Raw genomic sequence first — 19,098 nt, 5'->3', positions numbered from 1 at the left:
GCCTCAGCCCCTCTCCCGTCGGGGGAGGGGCATCCTTTAAGGAGACTACTCCATGAGCCTGAATATTTTCTGGTTCCTGCCCACCCATGGTGATGGCAAGTACCTGGGCACCGCCGAAGGGGCCCGCGCCGTCGACCACGGCTACCTCACCCAGATCGCCCAGGCCGCCGACCGGCTGGGATTTGGCGGTGTACTGATTCCCACCGGCCGTTCCTGCGAGGATTCCTGGCTGGTGGCGGCTTCGCTGATTCCGGTGACGCAGCGCCTCAAGTTCCTCGTCGCCCTGCGCCCGGGGATCATTTCTCCCACCGTGGCGGCGCGTCAGGCGGCGACGCTGGACCGGCTGTCCGGCGGTCGCGCACTGTTCAACCTGGTGACCGGTGGCGATCCGGACGAACTGGCCGGTGATGGCCTGAACCTGTCCCACGAGGAGCGCTACGAAGCCTCGGTGGAGTTCACCCGCATCTGGCGTCGCGTGCTGGAAGGCGAGACGGTGGACTATGACGGCACGCACATTCAGGTCAAGGGCGCCAAGTTGCTTTACCCGCCGATCCAGCAGCCGCGTCCGCCGCTGTATTTCGGCGGTTCCTCGGCTGCTGCCCATGACCTGGCCGCCGAGCAGGTGGAGATGTACCTGACCTGGGGCGAGCCGCCGGCGGCGGTCGCCGAGAAGATTGCCGAGGTCCGCGAGAAGGCCGCGAAACTCGGTCGCACGGTGCGATTCGGTATCCGCCTGCACGTGATCGTGCGCGAGACCACGGAAGAGGCCTGGGCCGCGGCCGAGCGCCTGATCACCCATCTGGATGACGACACCATCGCCCGTGCCCAGGCGTCGCTGGCGCGTTTCGACTCGGTGGGCCAGCAGCGCATGGCGGCGCTGCATGGCGGGCGCAAGGACAAGCTGGAAGTCAGCCCCAACCTCTGGGCCGGCGTCGGCCTGGTGCGTGGCGGTGCCGGCACCGCGCTGGTCGGTGACGGCCCGACCGTGGCCGAGCGGGTCAGGGAGTACGCGGCACTGGGCATCGACACCTTCATCTTCTCCGGCTATCCGCACCTGGAAGAGTCGTACCGGGTCGCCGAACTGCTGTTCCCGCACCTGGACATCGCCCAGCCGGAGCGACCCGCGTCGCGCGGCTATGTCAGCCCCTTCGGCGAGATGATCTCCAGCGACATCCTGCCCAAGGCCGCGGCACAGCGTTGAGGCCCCTCACCCTATCCCTCTCCCAGGGGGAGAGGGGATGTTCGAGGCACTGATTGCACTCTGCGCGGACCTCTCCCTCTCCCTGCGGGAGAGGGTTGGGGTGAGGGCACTTGTTAAGCACGTAATGACAGAAAGGAGCGTTGTCATGTCAACGCACAAGCTACACAGAATCGGCCTGCGTCTCGCGCCCTGGGCGCTGCCGCTGGCGCTGCTGGCGTTCTGGCAGGGCGCGGTGGCCGCCGGTTGGCTGTCCACGCGCATCCTGCCGGCGCCCAGCGCGGTGCTGGAGGCGGGCTGGGCGCTACTGGCCAGCGGTGAAATCTGGACCCATCTGGCCATCAGCGGTCAGCGTGCGGCCATCGGCTTTGCCATTGGCGGCGGATTGGGTCTGCTGCTTGGCTTTATCACCGGCCTGTCGACCTGGGGCGAACGCCTGCTCGACAGCTCGGTGCAGATGATCCGCAACGTGCCGCACCTGGCGCTGATCCCGCTGGTGATCCTGTGGTTCGGCATCGACGAGAGCGCGAAGATCTTTCTGGTCGCCCTCGGCACGCTGTTCCCCATCTACCTCAACACCTATCACGGCATCCGCAACGTCGATCCGGCGCTGGTTGAGATGGCGCGCAGCTATGGCCTGTCGGGTTTCGGCCTGTTCCGTCAGGTGATACTGCCCGGCGCGCTGCCGTCGATTCTGGTGGGCGTGCGCTTTGCCCTCGGTTTCATGTGGCTGACCCTGATCGTCGCGGAAACCATTTCCGCCAGCGCCGGCATCGGCTACCTCGCGATGAATGCCCGCGAGTTCCTGCAGACCGACGTGGTGGTGCTGGCCATCCTGCTCTACGCGGTGCTCGGCAAGCTGGCGGATGTCGCCGCCCGTGGCCTTGAACGTGTGTGGCTGCGCTGGCACCCGGCCTACCAGACCAAGGCTGGTGCGCAATGACTGCGTTGCACAGCATTCGCCAGGGCATTCCCCTCGCGATCGAAGGCATCCGCAAGGCCTTCGGTTCACGGGAGGTGCTCAAGGGCATTGACCTGCAGATTCCGGCTGGCCAGTTCGTCGCCGTGGTGGGCCGCAGCGGCTGCGGCAAGAGCACGCTGCTGCGCCTGCTGGCCGGGCTGGATCAACCCAGCGCCGGGCAATTGCTGGCTGGCAAGGGTTCGTTCAGCGCGGCGCGGGAAGATACCCGGCTGATGTTCCAGGACGCGCGCCTGCTGCCCTGGAAACGGGTCATCGACAACGTCGGCCTGGGCCTGGCGGGCAACTGGCGTGGCCAGGCACGGGAGGCGCTGGCGGCCGTCGGCCTGGCCGAGCGCGCCAACGACTGGCCGGCGGCCCTGTCCGGCGGGCAGAAGCAGCGCGTGGCCCTGGCCCGGGCACTGATCCACCGGCCGCACCTGCTGCTGCTCGATGAGCCGCTGGGCGCGCTGGATGCGCTGACCCGCATCGAGATGCAGCAACTGATCGAGCGCCTGTGGCAACAGCATGGCTTCACCGTGCTGCTGGTGACCCACGACGTGGCCGAGGCCGTGGCGGTGGCTGACCGGGTCATCCTGATTGAGGAGGGTCGCATCGGCCTGGACCTGGCCGTCGAGCTACCGCGTCCGCGCCCGCGTGGCTCGGCGCAGCTGGCTGCGCTGGAGGCCGAGGTGCTCAACCGCGTGCTGGCGCTGCCCGAACTGCCCCCTCAGCCGGAACCTGTTTCACCCCTGCCCACGCAATTGCGCTGGGCGCTTTAAGCAAAACCTCATCCCTACCCATGATCCAAGGAGCAAGACCATGACCATCAAAGCCATCAACGTCCGTAACCAGTTCAAAGGCACCATCAAGGAAATCGTCACCGGCGACGTACTGTCGGAAATCGACGTGCAGACCGCCGGCGGCATCGTCACTTCGGTGATCACCACCCGTTCCGTGCGCGAGCTGGAGCTGGGCGTGGGCAGCGAAGTGATCGCCTTCGTCAAATCCACCGAGGTATCGATCGCCAAGTTGTAAATGCTGGCTGAACGGACATCAGCCCGGTTGTCGCCGGGCTTTTCCTGCTTGGGGTTTGGCTTGCGCCAATGCTGCGTTGATGCCGGGGGAACGCTAATTGTGTTGGCCGTGTATAGCCGCGGGCGACTCGCGGAATACTTTTGAACGTGGACCAGAGTGTCGGCTAGGCGTTTGATGCTCTATCAGGCTGGCGCATGTGCGCTTAGTCTGCCACCGCTCGATTACGCCCCTCAGTCTTGGCTGCATAGAGTGCGCGATCAGCACGACCTAACAATTCATCCAGCGATCTGTCGTGTTGGCGCCACTCAGAAATTCCGATACTTGCTGTTAGTACTGGCAGCTGTGGATCACTGACGGCAGAGGAGGTCTTTAACAACCGCTCCGCAAGTTCCTTTGCCTGCCCCAGATTCGTATCCGGCATCAGCACAACAAATTCCTCCCCACCAAGCCGGCCGAGTAGATCCGAACTGCGAAGTACTACTTCTATACGGCGACAAAAAGCCTGCAGTACTTGATCGCCGATTTGATGGCCGTATTTGTCGTTGACCGACTTGAAATGGTCGAGATCAAGCATCATCAGAGCAAACGGGCGTTCGTTACGTCGGCTGCGTTGAAAAAGATCATGAGCGGCCTCAATAACCGCGCGCCGACTGCTAACACCTGTAAGTGCATCAGTCATGGCCAAATCTTCGAAGTTGCGGCGAATCTTCTCCGACACGAGCAATAAAAAGCCGATGCTCATTATCAGTAGCCCGAAGCTATAGGCGCCTAGATACAGTACTTGCGGTAATGATGTGTCCAGTATCCCGTGCCCGTCTTGAGGTAGGACAACAGCATGCACCCATCGCGCACCGAAGATTAAGGTTGAAAATACGATGCAAGAGCCTGTGAAGATGGTGCCAATACGGAGCTGCTTATTAACGGTATGACCTCGATAAATTTCACGAGCGAATACCATGGCGTGCATAAGACTGGCGACGAAGATAAAGCCTGTGGTGCTTATATAGCGTCCGCGCAAGCTTTCCAGTCCATAGGTGAAGTAGGCCTGTATAAGCCAGGTTGTTGCGAAAAAAACAGCCCATGGTTTGAGGTTGATCGGCTGTCCGAAGTACTTGGCGCTACCGATCCAAAAGCAGCTGTACGCCAGCATTACCGTCGTATTCGCGGATGTAAATGTGAGCCAAGCTGGGGCCGCGTCTCGCAAAACGATGAGGGAACTTGCGATCGCAGCCAGCAGCGCGCCGGATGCCCAATAGCTGATACCAGCAATCCGTTGAATGGTCGCTAGTGACATCAACTGGAGGACGCTTGCCATTGCAACCGTTAGCAGGCTGGTGAGCGCAAGAAGTGTTTTAGGGTTGTAAATCGGAATGATGTCCATGAGGCTGCCAAAAGGGCTAGTAGTACCAATACATATTGAAATCCCCAGCTTTGTCAGTGCTTTATGCCATTGGCTGGCCCTGCTGCGAGTCCAGGGTTCTTGGCGAGCGCTTTAAGGTCTGCTGGATGTTTTGTGTGTGCTCGGGATCATAGTGTCGCCTTGGTATTTAGACCAGTCTTTGACGCCAAAAAATAGGCGGCCCGGCTTCGTTCCACAGAGCTCAGCTTTGGAATCCAATCCCAGTAACCAGGAGATTGGACATGAAGAAGCGTTTCACAGAAGAGCAAATCATTGGTTATCTGAACGAAGCCGAGGCAGAGCTGCGGATCAAAGAGTTGTGCAGTCGGCACGGTTTCTCTGATGCCAGATACTACCTTCACTGGCGCAGCAAGTTCGGTCGGATGAGCGTGTCGGATGCCAAGCAGTTGAAGGAGCTTAAAAGCGAAAACTCCTGTCTGAAGAATATGCTCGCTGAGTCGATGCTGGCGGTTGAGGTCACCTGAGAGATCTTGCGAGAGTGTGTGATGAGTGCCCCCTCCGTCGAGATCTGGTGCGCCACATGAAGACCCGCGGCTTGAGTGAGCGTTGAGCGCTCCAGTTCGTCCGCACTTGCGCCAGTGCTGCACTCTCAACCAAGGTCGGATCGCAACCAGACCCCGCGTGACCGTATTGTGCCTCGTCTCATTACCGTCGCCGCTATAGCGCAGAGATGGGACGTAGACTATGCAAGGACGTTAGTTTGGGTATAGAAATGCGGCTTGTTCATCCCTTGCAGATTTTAGTAAGGCCGCCAGCAACGCTTGTCACAGTGGTCGTGGCTGCCTGGTTGAGGCAAGCTTCCATCATCAAGCAGCCAAGGCCATGGCTGCCTGACTTAAACGAAACGGTCTGCGGAAAACAGAATGCTCCAGGGGAATAGGATGCATCCACTCGTTAAACATAGCGCGAAATGTGCTTTTATTGGGTTAACTTGCGCTATATCGGCATGCTCTTACTCACCATCGCTAAACCTGCTTGGAGCTTATTTCCCGGACTGGCTGTTTTGCGCAGTGGCAGCCTTAATACTGACAGCAGTAGTGCATAGAGTATCAAGCGGTGCAAGTTGGCTGGCTCCTGCGGTTATAACCTATCCGCTGCTATTCTCCACGTTTTCTCTAGTTTGTTGGCTGTTGTTTTTCGGGCCAATTGTACGGGGTGCCTCATGAGTCGGCGCCTCTCTCTCCTCTTGTTAACAATATTGACCCTGAGTCTGCTGCTTATTGTGGTCTGGTATCTGGATCAGGTACCTCGTACTGACGATGCCTATGTTTACGCCGATACTGTAGAGATCACTCCTGAGGTCAGCGGTCGAATCATTGAGCTGGCTGTGCGCGAGAACCAGCAGGTGAGAGAAGGCGAAGTGCTATTTCGAATCGATGCTCGCGCTTATGAAGATGCCCTGCGCCAGGCTAGCGCCTCGTTGGTAGCACTCAATAAAGAGATTGAACTGACCCAGCGCCAAGTGGATGCGCAGGAATTTAACGCCAAGGCCAGTCGAGCGAGTGTGGCTAGCGCCAGAGCAGCGTCTATACAAGCGGCTGATAGTCTGCGACGACTGTTGCCTCTTAAGGCTAAAGGGTATGTTTCCGCAGAGCGCCTCGAGCAGGCTCGCACCGCCGACGTCAGCGCTCGCGCTGATTTGGATGCGGCATTGCTTCGTGCCAGTCAAGCAGAAGCTGCAGTGAGCGGGGTCGATGCTCTAGTGGCGAAGCGGGCAGTCCTGGAAGCTAAAATCTCGGGCGCACAGCTAAGCGTCGAGCATTCAGTAGTTCGCGCGCCATTTGACGGGCGGATTGTCGGACTAAAGCGCGCTAACGGACAGTACGCTGCCGCAGGTCGTCCCCTATTCACCATGATCGATAGTCGGCAGTGGTATGTAGTGGCTAACTTTCGTGAGACGGAGCTAGCCGGGATTCGCCCCGGATCCCGGAGCCGGGTATATCTGATGAGTGATACGAGTCGTCGCTTTAGTGGCATTGTCGACTCGGTGGGTTACGGTGTGTTTCCTGATGATGGAGGAAGTGAGGTAGCCGGGCTTCCCAAGGTTGCACGATCAATTAACTGGGTTCGAGTTGCTCAACGCTTCCCGGTACGTATTAGGGTGGATAACGCTGATCCAGAACTGTTCCGCCTGGGAGCTTCCGCAGTCGCGCAGATTGAAACTGTTAACGCTGATGAGTGAGCAAAGCGCATATCCAACTCAGCTGTTTCACTTGCTGCAGCGAGAGCTTCAGCCTACCCCGGGGAGAGGAGCTCTCGTTGCACGTCACTTGCTCTCGTGCAGTTTGATTATTCTTATCTCCATGTCTCTTCAGGTACCACTACTAGCGCTGTCTCTGGTGATGGTTTTCTATGCTAATCAGCCAACTCTAGCGATGACTCGCCTGGTCGGAGTTCTGATGTTATTGGGCGTCACATTGGGTGTCGCCACTGCAATCCTGCTATTACGCTTTACCTATGATCTACCGCTTCTACGCATTATTGGGGCCAGTCTTGTTTTTCTTGTATGCGCTTTCCTGATGAGGGCGACTCGACTTGGGCCAATATTTTTCTGTATTGCCCTAATCACCCTGTATGTGCAGAGCTTGGTAGATTTAGTGCCAACTCCAGAGCTACTGCTACGTGCTTGCTTATGGGCATGGGTGGCAGGTTGCTACGCAGTTGTAGTTGCCTTACTGGTCAGCGAGGTCATTCACCCTCGGAAGCCTGCGCTTCCTTCTGAACCATCAAATAGCGATTCGACCCTGCTCGCCGCTGATGCTCTGACCAATTCTGCGTATCCACGCTTTGCACTCAAAGCATGGCTGGCCGCAATGCTCTGCTACTTGCTGTACAACGGGCTGGATTGGCCTGGAATTCATACAGCCATGCTTACTTGCCTGATCGTTGCCATGCCCAGTTTGGCAGCTGTCCAACACAAAATTCTTTTGCGAGTGAGCGGCTGCATTGTGGGAAGCGCACTCGCACTGGCATGTATGGTTTTCGTCATGCCAAGACTAGAGAGTATCGTGGGTTTATTGCTTATGAGCCTACCTGTGCTCGCTTTGGGTGCCTGGATTGCTGCTGGCTCAGAGCGCATTGCCTATGCAGGTATTCAAATTGCTTTCTGTTATGCCCTTGCACTGTTGGAGTCATTTGGTCCTAGCACTGATCTGCCGGTAATACGCGATCGATTGATTGGTATCTTACTGGGAGCACTGGTAAGCGCGGTTGTGCAAACCTTCATCTGGCCAGAGAGTGGAGCTAATCAGATCGGCGGAGACGTCGGAAATTGACCAAAGTGTCATGTATTTATTGCCTGACCTGAGATACCGTTAGCCAACTTTAGCGGGTCTCATTGCGCTTGGCCGAGCCGCACTATGACAAGGATCAGCCCTTGCCGGCAGATCCTGCCTATCAGGAGGAAGGGGTTATGAGTCGCATTGTTTCAAGGATTGCTCGGGCGATTGCCGGCGCTCTGGTCGCCATGCCTGTCACGCTCTCTGCCAGCGCGGCTGACACTGCAGCAACACCGATAACCGTCTTTGTTGCCAAGAAGTTCATCACCATGGACCCGGGCTGGCCGCAGGCCACCACAGTAGCGGTGCAGGATGGCAAGATTCTCTCGGTGGGGCGTGATTTGCAGGATCTGGAGCCCTGGCTGGCGGGCAAGACCTACCAGCTGGACAAGAGCCTGGCAGACAAGGTGGTGTTGCCTGGTTTCGTTGAGGCCCATGGCCATCCTCTGCTCGGTGGCATTGAACTCAACCTGCCGCTGGTTTCCGCCATTCCTACTGCGCAGCCCTATGGCCCGGATTTTCCCGGGGTGAAGGATGCCGAGGATGCGCTCAAGCTGATCAAACAGTACGTTGCCGAGGCCAAAGACCCGAACGAGACCGTGCTGGTCTGGGGCTGGGATGTGGTGGCCATGGGTGGCCGGCACCTGGACAAGCAGGTGCTGGACAGCATCTCCAGCACCCAGCCGATTATCGTCTGGGATGCTTCCGGGCACTTCATCTACGCCAATAGTGCTCTGCTGAAAAAGCAGCAGATCACCGATGCGGCGCTCAAGGTCAACGGTGTGCAGGCCGGTCCGGACGGCAAGCTCAATGGCCAGTTTCTTGGTGTCACCGCGGGCCTGATGGTGATGCAAAAAGTGTTGGCGCCTTACCTGAAACTGGAGAGCTCGATTCCCCGAGTGCGCTCGATGCTCGATCTGAGCCTCAAGGGCGGCATCACCACTCAGTCGGAACTGGTGATGGGCACCTTCAACCTGGAGCTGGAGCAGGTACTGCTGGACAAGGTCTTCAATGACCCGCAGACGCGCACGCGACTGGTGACCGTGAGCGACGGTGCAACGGTGATGGCGGCGAAAAAGGCCGAGGCCGTCGAGTTCGTCAAATCACTGGAGGCCAAGTCCACCGACACCCTGATGTTCAAGGGGGTTAAATTCTTCAGCGATGACTCCTTCATTGGCCTGGGCATGATGGTCGATCAGCCTGGCTACATTGATGGCCGCAAAGGCGTTTACATCCAGCAGCCGGGTGAAGAAATCGTGCGCAACATGCTGCCGTGGTGGAAGGCAGGCATGCAGGTGCATATCCATAGCAACGGCAACGCGGGCAATCAGTCCACGCTCGATGCCCTGGCGGCGATGCAAGCGCAGTACCCGCGCTTCGATCACCGTTTCACGGTCGAGCACTTCGGCCTGACCACCCCGGAAATGGCCCGCCGGCTCAAGGCACTGGGCGGCGTGGCCTCGGTCAATCCCTACTATGTGCATTACCGCGGTGAGTACAACGCGCCGATGCTCGGAACCGACCGTGCCCATACCGCCGCCCGGCTGAAGACCCTGCTGGATGCCGGCAACGTGGTCAGCCTGCACTCCGATACCCCCATGGGGCCACCGCGGCCACTGGAGTGGGCCTGGATCGCGGCCAACCGGATTGGCCTGAGCGGCAAGGTGCTGGCCCCGGATGAGCGAGTGACGGTCGAGCAGGCGCTGAAGATGATCACCATCGATGCGGCCTACACACTCGGTGAGGAAGAGCGCATTGGCAGCATCCAGGCCGGCAAGTTCGCCGACTTTACCGTGCTGGAGGCGGACCCCTACAGCGTTGAGCCCATGGCCCTGAAGGACATCAAGGTGTGGGGCACCGTGCTCGGTGGCCGCGTGCAGCCGGTCAGCGATATCCAGCAGCAGCCCGGGCTTGAGGTGCGTCAGTATGCAGCGGCCAAGCCGGGGTTGGAGTTGAACGATGAGCAGCGTGCCGCCCTGGCGGCTCTGGTGCCGCTGGATGCGCAGGCACTGGCCAAACTGAAGGCCGAGGCTGAGAGCTGCAACAACCATGGCACCCTCGGGATGATGCGTATGGCCCAGGTGTCGCCATCCTTTGTGACGGGTAATGGGCTGACGCAGTAAATGCTGCGTTACCGCTCGTTTTCTTCGATAAGAGGCTGGGCTAATGCCCAGCTGCACAACAGTTACTCGCCGCTATGATCCCGACTTCTTGAATAACACCTGCCGATCTAGAGGCTCCTTGATGTTTTCACGCTCATTATTTGCCTGCTCTGCGCTGCTGTTTCCCCTGGCCAGTATGGCGGGTGGTATCAGCCTGTATGAGGCAGGCCAGGAAGGGATGGGGCTGGCCAACGCCGGTGCGGCCGCCCTTGCAACTGACCCCAGCGTGCAAATGACCAACCCTGCCGGTCTGGCCGAACTACAGGGCACTCAAATCAATGCCAACGGCCAGCTGATTCTAGGTGACCTCGGCTTCTCCCGGGACAGCAGCAACAGCTACAGCGGCAATGAAGGGGGCAATCCGCTGGTGGCATTGCCAGGTAGCAGCCTGTTCATCAGCCATGAGCTGGATGATCGTTCCAGCATCGGCTTTGCCCTGTATGGCAACTTCGGCCTGGCACTCGATTACGACGATGACTGGGAGGGCCGTTACTTTGCCCAGAACAGCACGGTGATTGGTATTTCATTGCAACCGAGCTATGCCTATCAGCTGACCAATGACCTTACCGTCGGTGTGGGGCCACGCTTCATGTATGGATTTTTCAAGAGCGATTCGGCGATCAATAACAATCTACCGGGCGTCGGCAATGCTGATCAGGATGGTCAATTGGAGTACCGGGATAGCGATTGGGGGGTAGGTGCCAATCTCGGTCTGCTCTACCAACTGAACGCGCAAACCAAACTTGGACTTGCGTACACCAGTGCTGTGGACTTGGATTTTTCTGATTCTCCGGAGCTGAATGATGTCAGTAATCCGCTGCTCGAAATGGCTTTGAGTGAGTTTACATCTGACAGAATTGACGCCGACATGACCGTGCCGCAGACCCTGACTGCCAGCCTGGCCCATCAGTTGAACGGCGACTGGAAACTGCTTGGCAGCCTCGGCTGGCAGGACTGGAGCGAGTTCGGCAGGATCGGCGTTGAGATCGACAGCAATTTGATCACTACATCCACCGTAGCCGACCGCCAGTACCAAGACACCTGGCACCTGTCCCTCGGCGCGCAGCATCAGCTCAATCCCAAGCTGCGCTGGAACATGGGCGTGGCCTATGACAGCTCGGCGGTGGAGGATAAGCACCGCACCGTGGACAACCCGATGGCCGAGAACTGGCGTCTGGCTACTGGCTTCAATTATCAAGTGGATGCTGGGCTGGATCTGCACATGGCGTACACCCTGGTTTGGATGGGCGATATGCCTGTGCAGCAAAGCAAAGAACTGTCTGGCCAAACGCTTTCCGGTGAATACAAAAACAGTCTGCTGCACATCATCGGCGGCGGTGCCACATGGCATTTTTGAGCAGTCCTGAAACAGGCAAGTATTTAGGCTGCGCTGCCAGCATTTAAATAGTTATCAGCCTGAGGGGCGTCACTGCATTACAGCACGCAGGCGACACCCGGCGAAAACTGCTGAACTCCTAACTTTCATCACGATGCACGAGATTTCAAAATGAAGCTGAAAGCCAGATCGATTGGATGTGCATTACTGACCCTCGCCGTGACACAAGCTGTCAACGCGCAGTCCGAGTCCGGCGCGAAGATCACCGCCGACGCTATCTATACAGGCGGGGACATTGTCACCGTCAACGAGCTTCAGCCTGAAGCCGAGGCGATTGCGGTCAAAGATGGTCGCATCCTTGCGGTCGGCTATCGCGACGAAGTGATGAAGCTGAAGGGCGAAAGCACCCGGGTTACTGATCTGGCAGGCAGCACACTGGCGCCTGGCTTTATTGATCCGCATGGCCATGTGTTCAACACCGGCCTTCAGGCGGTCTCTGCCAATCTGTTGCCGCGCCCCGACGGCGGCGTGAACAACATCCCCGAATTGCAGGCCGCGCTGAAGGCCTGGACCGAGCAGAATCTGAAGCTGACGGGCAAATACGGCTGGATTGTTGGCTTCGGTTACGACGACGCCCAACTCAAGGAGCAGCGCCATCCAACCCGGGACGATCTCGATCTGGTATCGACTGAACTCCCCGTGGTGATCGTGCACCAGTCGGGTCATCTGGGCGTAATGAACAGCAAAGCGCTGGAGATCCTTGGTCTCAAGGCGGACACGAAAAACCCGCCAGGCGGCGTCATTCGTCGCAAGCAAGGCACTCAGGAACCGGATGGCGTACTGGAAGAGAATGCCTTTTTTGCCCAGCTCTTCGGCCTGATGAGCAAGCTCAGTCCCGATGCCAACAAGGCGCTCTTCAGTGCTGGTGTCAGCCTGTACAAAAGCTTTGGCTATACCACCGCACAGGAAGGCAAAGGCTCGCTTGATTCAGTCGCCACCATGGAAGCCGTGGCCAAAAGCGGAAAGCTGGATATCGATGTTGTGGCCTATCCCGACATCACCGTGGGCATCGACGCGATGAAGGCTCCGTGGCTGTCACGCAGCTATTCGGATCACTTCCGCATTGGCGGTATCAAGCTCACGCTGGACGGCTCGCCGCAGGGCAAGACGGCCTGGCTCACCAAGCCTTATTTCAAGGTCCCGGCTGGGCAACCGGCGGATTATCACGGCTATTCGGCGTTCACTGATCAGCAGGTCAACGGTTTCGTCGATCAGGCGTTCAAGAACAACTGGCAGGTTCTGGCGCATGTGAATGGCGATGCGGCCATCGATCAATACCTCAATGCCGTGCGTGCGGCCGAAAAGAAATACGGCATGGCGGATCGCCGTCCGGTTGCGATCCATGCGCAGACTTCCCGCCTTGACCAGGTCGAGCAGTTCAAGGCGCTGGGCATCATTCCGTCGTTCTTTCCGATGCACACCTTCTACTGGGGGGACTGGCATCGGGACTCCGTGCTGGGCGCAGATCGTGCGACCAACATCTCCCCGACCGGGTGGGCGATCGAGCGCAACATGATCTTCACGTCCCACCATGACGCACCGGTTGCGATGCCTGATGCGATGCGGGTTATTTCATCCACGGTCAATCGCGTGACCCGCAGTGGCCAGGTGCTCGGCCCGGAGCATCGGACTACACCTCTGGTGGCGCTGAAAGCCCATACCCTCTGGTCGGCCTATCAGCACTTCGAGGAAAAAGAGAAGGGCTCTCTGGAGGTTGGCAAGCTAGCCGACTTTGTGGTTCTTGATGCCAATCCGCTGACCGTTGAACCACTGAAGATTGCAGATATCAAGGTGCTTGAGACCATCAAGGAAGGTAAGAGCGTCTATCGTCGCGATAAGGCCGTGGCGCAAGGGGGGGCGCTGGAAAGCTGTGCGGCTTCCGATGCCTGTTTCGCCGTCGCAAGCCGAGCGCTTGGTCACGCCGGACTGGTGCATGCTCATCACTGACATATGCCGCCCGCTGAAAGACGCCTGATAGGCGGGCTGTATGCTGCGGTTTGAGTCGCCCCAGATTTTGTAGCTGCGCTCAATGGCTGCTTTTGGCAGGTGGCCGCCTCTCACGAACGACCGCAGTCGGCCGGTTTCTGCCTATGACTTCTGATGGCTATCGATCAAGTCGGGGGCAGACGGAGTTGTTTGCCGTAGCTGCGCGCCATTCAATAAGAAGCCCCCGAGCGAGGTACGCTCAGGGGCTGGCAGCAGGAGAGCAAGGGTCACGCTTTGCGTGATGCCAGCAAACGATCGGCACCATCTTCAGCCACATCCAGTTGACGCTTGAGCCAGTGGAGGTGACTGCGTTCGCTGCCGTCTTCCGCCAGTCGCACATTTTCATGGCTCTGGCTGTCGCTGTGTTGCTGTCGCTGACGCGACCGCTCGCTGCCATCTTCGGCCAGACGCTGCAGTTTGCTGGCAACTGGAGCGGCTTTGAGCTTCAGGCGGTCACTGCCGTCGGCGGCGTAGGACGAAGCGCTGCCAAGGGTGATCAGGCTGCCGAGCAGGACGACAGAGATGAAACGGTTTTGGCGAGTAGTGTTTTGCATGACGAGATCCTCAGGTTGAGTGCCGTTTCCGGCGTTGAGGAAAGTCTCTCAACAATAGCTTTTTGAAAGAATATCCCTGATTGTTATTTGACTATTTCATTTTTTGAAATTCATGGCGATTTACCTAATTGCGTCGGCATGGAATGAGGTCCCTGCCTGCTGCCAAAGGCCGCTTGTTGTCGGGCTTGCCTGGTTCTCGCTGTGGCCTTTAACACGGAAAATCTGCTTCCCCGGTCATCGCTCCCGCTCAGGACTGAATACAATTTGTGCCCGACTCCTCCAGCCATGCACATGGCGGCCGAACATAAGGAACCTCCTCATGGCTTCACCGGGTAAACCACGCAGAAACGCCAGGCGGGCCACTGCCCAGGCCAGGCCGGGCCGTCCAGGCCCTGCCAAGGCCAATGTCATTCATCCTCTCCTGGCCAACCCGCTGGTCAACGAGCCGTTCGATGATGTCGAAATCGATCTCAGCACCTTCGATTTCCAGGACATCGAAGAAAACGGATTCGACCCGGCGCACTTCGAAGATCTGTTTCAGGCGATGAAGGTGGGGGAAGGCATCAGCCTGCTGGCGATGTGCCTGATCTTTCTGCAGTACCCGGTGCTGGAGCTGGTGGTCGCAGAGGAAGCCGAGGAGGCTGCCCTCGACTTCATGATGGGCCTGCTGATCGTCTACCGCGGCATCTTCCACGGCGAAGACGAGGATGCGGCCGTGCGCTGGGTCAGCAGCGAGGCGTTTCAGGCAGCGTACAACGAAGCCTCGACGATCCTGCAGCAGAAATACGCGGGCGCTGCTGCCAACACCCGGGGCCAGTGACGGACGCGCAGCCTCCGTTGACCGCGGGGGCTTAGCCCTTGAAGCCCTTGGCCACCAGATACACCTCGCGCGAGCGCGGGCGGGAGGCTTCCGGTTTGCGGATGAAGACTTTCTCGAAGGAACTGCGCACATCCTTGAGGAACTCGTCCGAGCCTTCGCCCTGGAATACCTTGACCGCATAGTTGCCGCCGGGCTTGAGCACCTGGCGCACCATGTCGAGGGTGAGTTCGACCAGGTACATCGAGGCGGCCTGGTCGGCGGCGGCCACGCCGCTGATATTGGGGGCGATGTCGGAGACGATCAGGTCGGGTTGCCTGCCGTCGAGCTTGTCGAGCAGTTGCTGGAACACGGCATTGTCGGTGAAGTCGCCTTGGATGAAGTCGACGTTGTCCAGGCCATCCATCGGCAGAATGTCAGTGGCCAGCACGCGGCCCTTTTCACCCACCAGCTTGCCGGCCACCTGCGACCATCCGCCGGGCGCCGAGCCCAGGTCCATGACCAGCATGCCGGGGCGGATCAGCTTGTCCTTCTCGTTCAGCTCCATCAGTTTGTAGCTGGAGCGGGAACGCAAACCGTCCTTCTGCGCCCGTTTGACGTAGGGATCGTTGACGTGTTCATTCAGCCAGCGGCTGCTGCTTTTGGAGCGTTTCATGAGAGGGCTGACCCGGGTAAATCAAAGTGAGGAGCGGCCAGTGAGAGGGCGGTTGGCCGCAAAGTGGCGGCGATTATAGGCCGATAACAGGCCGTAGGTTAAATCCACGGGGCGGACGGGCATGCCTGCGCCTGCCAGAGGGCGCGCAGGCCGGGCCTGACAGGGGGCGGTGGCGGCGGGTACAATTGCGCCTTACTCCCTCCTTTTGTTGCTTCCTTTGCCGGAGTCACCGGCCAGGATTACCGCCATGATTCGCATCAACGAACTGTCCCTGCCTCTTGATCATTCCGCCGATGAGTTGCGTCAGGCCATCGTCCGCCGCCTGTGCATTGCCGATGCCGACCTGCTGAACTTCACCGTCTTCAAGCGCAGCTACGATGCGCGCAAGAAGAACAGCGTCATCCTGTTCATCTACATCATCGATCTGCAGGCCCGCGACGAGGCGGCCATCCTCGCGCGCCTTGGCGCAGACCCGCATATCCGCCCGGCCCCGGACACCCGCTACTACCCGGTCGGCCAGGCGCCGGCCGAACTGAGCGAGCGGCCGCTGGTCGTCGGCTTCGGCCCCTGCGGCCTGTTCGCCGCACTGCTGCTGGCGCAGATGGGCTTCAAGCCGATCGTGCTGGAGCGCGGCAAGGATGTACGCAGCCGCACCAAGGACACCTGGGCCCTGTGGCGCAAGAAGGTCCTGACCCCGGAGTCCAACGTGCAGTTCGGCGAGGGTGGGGCCGGCCTGTTCTCCGACGGCAAGCTCTACAGCCAGATCAAGGACCCGAAGTTCTACGCGCGCAAGGTGATGCACGAGTTCGTCCGCGCCGGCGCGCCGGAAGAAATCATGTACGTCAGCAAGCCGCACATCGGCACCTTCCGCCTCACCGGCGTGGTGGCGGCCATGCGCGAGGAGATCATCGCCCTGGGCGGCGAGGTGCGTTTCGAAAGCAAGGTCACCGACCTGCTGATCGACGACGGCCAGCTGGAGGGTGTGGTGCTGGCCAGCGGCGAAACCCTGCGCAGCCGCCATGTGGTGCTGGCGCTGGGTCACAGCTCGCGCGACACCTTCCGCATGCTGCACCGCCAGGGCGTGTTCATCGAAGCCAAGCCGTTTGCCGTGGGTTTCCGCATCGAGCACCCGCAAGGCCTGATCGACCAGGCCCGCCTGGGCAAGTACGCCGGCCATCCGGAGCTGGGCGCCGCCGACTACAAGCTGGTGCACCACGCCAAGAACGGCCGCGCGGTCTACAGCTTCTGCATGTGCCCGGGCGGCACCGTGGTCGCGGCTACGTCCGAGCCGGGCCGCGTGGTGACCAACGGCATGAGCCAGTACTCGCGCAACGAGCGCAATGCCAACTCCGGCATCGTCGTCGGCATCCACCCGGAGCAGGATTTCCCCGGCGGCCCGCTGGCTGGCGTGGAGCTGCAGGAACGTCTGGAGTCGCGCGCCTATGAACTGGGTGGCAGCGATTACTGTGCGCCGGCGCAGCTGGTCGGCGACTTCATTCGCGGCGTACCGTCGAGCGAACTGGGCGAGGTGGAACCTTCCTACAAGCCCGGCATACGCCTGGGCGACCTGGCGCCCTCGCTGCCGGACTACGCGATCGAGGCCATCCGCGAGGCGCTGCCGGTGTTCGGCAAGCAGATTCGCGGCTTCGACCGCGATGACGCGGTGCTCACCGGCATCGAAACCCGTACCAGCTCGCCGGTGCGTATCACCCGCGACCACGAGACTCTGCAGAGCCTCAACCTCAAGGGCCTGTACCCGGCCGGCGAGGGCGCCGGCTATGCCGGCGGCATCCTCTCGGCGGGCGTGGACGGCATCAAGGTCGCCGAGGCGCTGGCCAAGTCGATCCTGGCCGAGCAGAGCCACTGAGGGCCTCCGCGATGAAACTCGACGACATCAAGAAGCTGCAGCAGAAAAAGTACCGGGCCGAGTTCGGTCATTTTCTGGTGGAGGGCGAGCATCTGCTGCTGGAGCTGCAGAAGGCGGCGCTGCACAACCCCGCGCTGCTCGCCAGCCAGCTGTATGTCACCGCGGCCTACGAACACTGGCAAAGCCCGTTCAAGACCCAGGTGATCAGCGACCGGCAGATGGCGCAGATCGCCGACACCCAGACCCCGCAGGGCATCCTGGCCGTGGTGCCGATGGCGGCGCTGACGCCGCCGGCGGCGGCCCCGGGCGAGCGTGCCATTTACCTGCATGAAATCCAGGACCCGGGCAACCTCGGCACCATCCTGCGCACCCTGGCCTGGTTCGGCGGTTTCCGCTGCCTGCTCAGCCCCGCCAGCGTCGATCCGTACAACCCCAAGGTGGTGCGCTCCAGCATGGGCGCCATCTTCCATGCGCCGCTGGAGCTGGACGTGGAGCTGGAGTCCCTGGGCACCCGCTTTGCGCGAATCGCCTGCCTGGATATGCAGGGCGAGCCGGTGCAGTCGGCCAGCTTCAAGGCCTTCGATTGCTACCTGTTTGGCAATGAGGCGCGCGGTGTGCCGCGTGAACAGCTCAACGCACTGGGCGCCCGGCCGTTCACCATTGCCGGCTGCGGCGCAATCGAGTCGCTGAACCTGGCCACCACGGTCAATATGTGCGCCTACGAGCTGAACCGCTAAGGGCTCAGCTTGCCCCTCTGCCGGGTGCAAGGCCCTGCGAGTCGACCGTTGAATGTTCAAGCGTTGGCCGCTAGGCGATAGTCGCCGAGTGTCTCGACGAGCTGGTCTGAGTGGCTCAGAAGAAAAAGCCCGGCATTGGCCGGGCTTTTTTGTGCAAGCAGGTAACTGGGATCAGTGCATATAGTCGGGGTTGCGGGTACCAATAACCGTCAGGTTGAAACCGCCTGTATCGACTGGGATGTTGTCGTGGTAGGTGGTTTCACGGACATCCCCGCTGCGGTAGACCTCTACGCGGTGGTTCTCGATGCCGGGTTCGATCATCTCCAGCCCGTATTGCCCCTCTGCAGTGCCCGCCAGAGCACCGGGCACTGCCGGCAAGGGCTGGTGGGTGACCAGCATGTGTCCGGTGTGCTGCTGGCCCGGTGTCGGGTGTCGGGTGTGGGCGCTGGCTGCTGCCTGTGAGCTGCATAACCGGACGTTGTGTGCCGGTCGCAAGTGGCGGCACTTGATACGCACTGCCCACAGGCTTCGACTGGGGCGTAGGTTTCTGCGCTATATGCGGTTGCGGGATAGAGGGCTGGGGCAGCGGCGGCACTTGATACGCACTGCCTACAGGCTTCGGCTGGGCCGTGGGTTTCTGCGCTATATGCGGTTGCGGGATAGAGGGCTGGGGCAGCGGCGGCACCTGATACGCAGTGCTCACAGGCTTCGGCTGGGCCGTGGGCTGCGACACTATATGCGGCTGCGGGATAGAGGGCTGGGGCAGCGGCGGCACCTGATACGCCGTGCCCACAGGCTTCGGCTGGGGCGTGGGCTGCGGCGCTATATGCGGCAGCGGGATAGAAGGCTGGGGCAGCGGCGGCACCTGATACGCAGTGCCCACAGGCTTCGGCTGGGCCGTGGGCTGCGGCACTATATGCGGCTGCGGGATAGAGGGCTGGGGCAGCGGCGGCACCTGATACGCAGTGCCCACAGGCTTCGGCTGGGCCGTGGGCTGCGGCACTATATGCGGCTGCGGGATAGAGGGCTGGG

The 19,098-nt window shown here is 60.1% G+C and carries 17 protein-coding genes and 1 pseudogene; 14 read left to right on the top strand and 4 right to left on the bottom strand.

The features are described 5' to 3' along the window. Window positions 1-52: 52 nt before the first annotated feature. The 4 genes from ssuD to HNP49_RS05745 all read left to right on the top strand — a co-directional run bounded on the left by ssuD (window position 53) and on the right by HNP49_RS05745 (window position 3,194). Complete coding sequence (ssuD, locus tag HNP49_RS05760; protein ID WP_184681432.1) at window positions 53-1,201, top strand: FMNH2-dependent alkanesulfonate monooxygenase; 1,149 nt, start codon at window positions 53-55, stop codon at window positions 1,199-1,201. 145 nt (window positions 1,202-1,346) lie between these two features. Further along, the gene (ssuC, locus tag HNP49_RS05755; RefSeq protein ID WP_184681430.1) at window positions 1,347-2,141 is read left to right on the top strand and encodes an aliphatic sulfonate ABC transporter permease SsuC; all 795 of its coding nucleotides are present in this window, start codon (window positions 1,347-1,349) and stop codon (window positions 2,139-2,141) included. Beyond that, the gene (gene ssuB, locus HNP49_RS05750; RefSeq protein ID WP_184681428.1) at window positions 2,138-2,938 is read left to right on the top strand and encodes an aliphatic sulfonates ABC transporter ATP-binding protein; all 801 of its coding nucleotides are present in this window, start codon (window positions 2,138-2,140) and stop codon (window positions 2,936-2,938) included. The genes ssuC and ssuB overlap by 4 nt, the downstream gene beginning before the upstream one ends. Window positions 2,939-2,978: 40 nt before the next feature. After that, window positions 2,979-3,194 (top strand): molybdopterin-binding protein, encoded by a 216-nt coding sequence (locus HNP49_RS05745; RefSeq protein ID WP_184681427.1) that lies wholly within the window; start codon window positions 2,979-2,981, stop codon window positions 3,192-3,194. 202 nt (window positions 3,195-3,396) lie between these two features. Here HNP49_RS05745 and HNP49_RS05740 read toward each other — a convergent pair whose 3' ends face one another. Further along, on the bottom strand, window positions 3,397-4,575 hold the full coding sequence (locus HNP49_RS05740) for a GGDEF domain-containing protein (protein WP_184681425.1): 1,179 nt from the start codon (window positions 4,573-4,575) through the stop codon (window positions 3,397-3,399). A gap of 260 nt (window positions 4,576-4,835) precedes the next feature. On the opposite strand from HNP49_RS05740, the pseudogene HNP49_RS05735 reads away from it, so the two are divergent. The 7 genes and pseudogenes from HNP49_RS05735 to HNP49_RS05705 form a co-directional block, all read left to right on the top strand. Then, a pseudogene (locus tag HNP49_RS05735) lies at window positions 4,836-5,057 on the top strand (transposase); the annotation flags it as partial. Window positions 5,058-5,477: 420 nt separating this feature from the next. Further along, window positions 5,478-5,780, top strand: coding sequence for a YtcA family lipoprotein (locus HNP49_RS05730; protein ID WP_311772072.1), 303 nt, complete (start codon window positions 5,478-5,480; stop codon window positions 5,778-5,780). Continuing rightward, the gene (mdtN, locus tag HNP49_RS05725; protein WP_184681419.1) at window positions 5,777-6,796 is read left to right on the top strand and encodes a multidrug transporter subunit MdtN; all 1,020 of its coding nucleotides are present in this window, start codon (window positions 5,777-5,779) and stop codon (window positions 6,794-6,796) included. The genes HNP49_RS05730 and mdtN overlap by 4 nt, the downstream gene beginning before the upstream one ends. After that, complete coding sequence (locus tag HNP49_RS05720; RefSeq protein WP_184681417.1) at window positions 6,789-7,889, top strand: FUSC family protein; 1,101 nt, start codon at window positions 6,789-6,791, stop codon at window positions 7,887-7,889. The genes mdtN and HNP49_RS05720 overlap by 8 nt, the downstream gene beginning before the upstream one ends. A gap of 137 nt (window positions 7,890-8,026) precedes the next feature. After that, a complete protein-coding gene (locus HNP49_RS05715) occupies window positions 8,027-10,015 on the top strand; it encodes an amidohydrolase (protein WP_221445121.1) in 1,989 nt (662 codons plus the stop codon). Window positions 10,016-10,136: 121 nt separating this feature from the next. Then, the gene (locus HNP49_RS05710; RefSeq protein ID WP_184682497.1) at window positions 10,137-11,411 is read left to right on the top strand and encodes an OmpP1/FadL family transporter; all 1,275 of its coding nucleotides are present in this window, start codon (window positions 10,137-10,139) and stop codon (window positions 11,409-11,411) included. A gap of 150 nt (window positions 11,412-11,561) precedes the next feature. Then, the gene (locus HNP49_RS05705) at window positions 11,562-13,397 is read left to right on the top strand and encodes an amidohydrolase (protein WP_184681416.1); all 1,836 of its coding nucleotides are present in this window, start codon (window positions 11,562-11,564) and stop codon (window positions 13,395-13,397) included. Between the two features lie 266 nt (window positions 13,398-13,663). Here the strand turns inward: HNP49_RS05705 and HNP49_RS05700 are convergent, their stop codons facing one another. Then, window positions 13,664-13,990, bottom strand: coding sequence for a hypothetical protein (locus tag HNP49_RS05700; protein WP_184681415.1), 327 nt, complete (start codon window positions 13,988-13,990; stop codon window positions 13,664-13,666). Window positions 13,991-14,309: 319 nt separating this feature from the next. Here HNP49_RS05700 and HNP49_RS05695 point away from each other — a divergent pair, with 319 nt between their 5' ends. Continuing rightward, the gene (locus HNP49_RS05695; RefSeq protein ID WP_184681414.1) at window positions 14,310-14,810 is read left to right on the top strand and encodes a hypothetical protein; all 501 of its coding nucleotides are present in this window, start codon (window positions 14,310-14,312) and stop codon (window positions 14,808-14,810) included. 31 nt (window positions 14,811-14,841) lie between these two features. Here the strand turns inward: HNP49_RS05695 and rlmE are convergent, their stop codons facing one another. Continuing rightward, entirely contained in the window at window positions 14,842-15,462 is a 621-nt protein-coding gene (gene rlmE, locus HNP49_RS05690) for a 23S rRNA (uridine(2552)-2'-O)-methyltransferase RlmE (RefSeq protein ID WP_184681413.1), read from the bottom strand. A gap of 247 nt (window positions 15,463-15,709) precedes the next feature. On the opposite strand from rlmE, the gene HNP49_RS05685 reads away from it, so the two are divergent. Beyond that, window positions 15,710-17,329, top strand: coding sequence for an NAD(P)/FAD-dependent oxidoreductase (locus tag HNP49_RS05685; protein ID WP_184681412.1), 1,620 nt, complete (start codon window positions 15,710-15,712; stop codon window positions 17,327-17,329). A gap of 11 nt (window positions 17,330-17,340) precedes the next feature. Continuing rightward, window positions 17,341-18,066, top strand: coding sequence for an RNA methyltransferase (locus HNP49_RS05680; protein ID WP_184681411.1), 726 nt, complete (start codon window positions 17,341-17,343; stop codon window positions 18,064-18,066). Window positions 18,067-18,237: 171 nt separating this feature from the next. Here HNP49_RS05680 and HNP49_RS05675 read toward each other — a convergent pair whose 3' ends face one another. Next, a complete protein-coding gene (locus HNP49_RS05675) occupies window positions 18,238-18,465 on the bottom strand; it encodes a hypothetical protein (protein ID WP_184681409.1) in 228 nt (75 codons plus the stop codon). Window positions 18,466-19,098: the final 633 nt, after the last annotated feature.

Source organism: Pseudomonas fluvialis (assembly GCF_014207935.1).
Taxonomy (GTDB): domain Bacteria; phylum Pseudomonadota; class Gammaproteobacteria; order Pseudomonadales; family Pseudomonadaceae; genus Aquipseudomonas; species Aquipseudomonas fluvialis_A.
The sequence above is the reverse complement of the archived record's forward strand: the minus strand, read 5'-3'. Positions and strand labels throughout refer to the sequence as shown.

What these genes read in the sequence shown, in the direction of transcription:
- HNP49_RS05700 (WP_184681415.1), bottom strand. Translation starts at nt 13,990, where the DNA reads ATGCAAAACACTACTCGCCAAAACCGTTTCATCTCTGTCGTCCTGCTC.
- HNP49_RS05680 (WP_184681411.1), top strand. Translation starts at nt 17,341, where the DNA reads ATGAAACTCGACGACATCAAGAAGCTGCAGCAGAAAAAGTACCGGGCC.
- HNP49_RS05745 (WP_184681427.1), top strand. Translation starts at nt 2,979, where the DNA reads ATGACCATCAAAGCCATCAACGTCCGTAACCAGTTCAAAGGCACCATC.
- HNP49_RS05710 (WP_184682497.1), top strand. Translation starts at nt 10,137, where the DNA reads ATGTTTTCACGCTCATTATTTGCCTGCTCTGCGCTGCTGTTTCCCCTG.
- HNP49_RS05695 (WP_184681414.1), top strand. Translation starts at nt 14,310, where the DNA reads ATGGCTTCACCGGGTAAACCACGCAGAAACGCCAGGCGGGCCACTGCC.
- HNP49_RS05685 (WP_184681412.1), top strand. Translation starts at nt 15,710, where the DNA reads ATGATTCGCATCAACGAACTGTCCCTGCCTCTTGATCATTCCGCCGAT.
- HNP49_RS05675 (WP_184681409.1), bottom strand. Translation starts at nt 18,465, where the DNA reads ATGCTGGTCACCCACCAGCCCTTGCCGGCAGTGCCCGGTGCTCTGGCG.
- HNP49_RS05720 (WP_184681417.1), top strand. Translation starts at nt 6,789, where the DNA reads ATGAGTGAGCAAAGCGCATATCCAACTCAGCTGTTTCACTTGCTGCAG.
- HNP49_RS05730 (WP_311772072.1), top strand. Translation starts at nt 5,478, where the DNA reads ATGCTCCAGGGGAATAGGATGCATCCACTCGTTAAACATAGCGCGAAA.
- ssuC (WP_184681430.1), top strand. Translation starts at nt 1,347, where the DNA reads ATGTCAACGCACAAGCTACACAGAATCGGCCTGCGTCTCGCGCCCTGG.
- HNP49_RS05740 (WP_184681425.1), bottom strand. Translation starts at nt 4,575, where the DNA reads ATGGACATCATTCCGATTTACAACCCTAAAACACTTCTTGCGCTCACC.
- ssuD (WP_184681432.1), top strand. Translation starts at nt 53, where the DNA reads ATGAGCCTGAATATTTTCTGGTTCCTGCCCACCCATGGTGATGGCAAG.
- ssuB (WP_184681428.1), top strand. Translation starts at nt 2,138, where the DNA reads ATGACTGCGTTGCACAGCATTCGCCAGGGCATTCCCCTCGCGATCGAA.
- mdtN (WP_184681419.1), top strand. Translation starts at nt 5,777, where the DNA reads ATGAGTCGGCGCCTCTCTCTCCTCTTGTTAACAATATTGACCCTGAGT.
- HNP49_RS05705 (WP_184681416.1), top strand. Translation starts at nt 11,562, where the DNA reads ATGAAGCTGAAAGCCAGATCGATTGGATGTGCATTACTGACCCTCGCC.
- HNP49_RS05715 (WP_221445121.1), top strand. Translation starts at nt 8,027, where the DNA reads ATGAGTCGCATTGTTTCAAGGATTGCTCGGGCGATTGCCGGCGCTCTG.
- rlmE (WP_184681413.1), bottom strand. Translation starts at nt 15,462, where the DNA reads ATGAAACGCTCCAAAAGCAGCAGCCGCTGGCTGAATGAACACGTCAAC.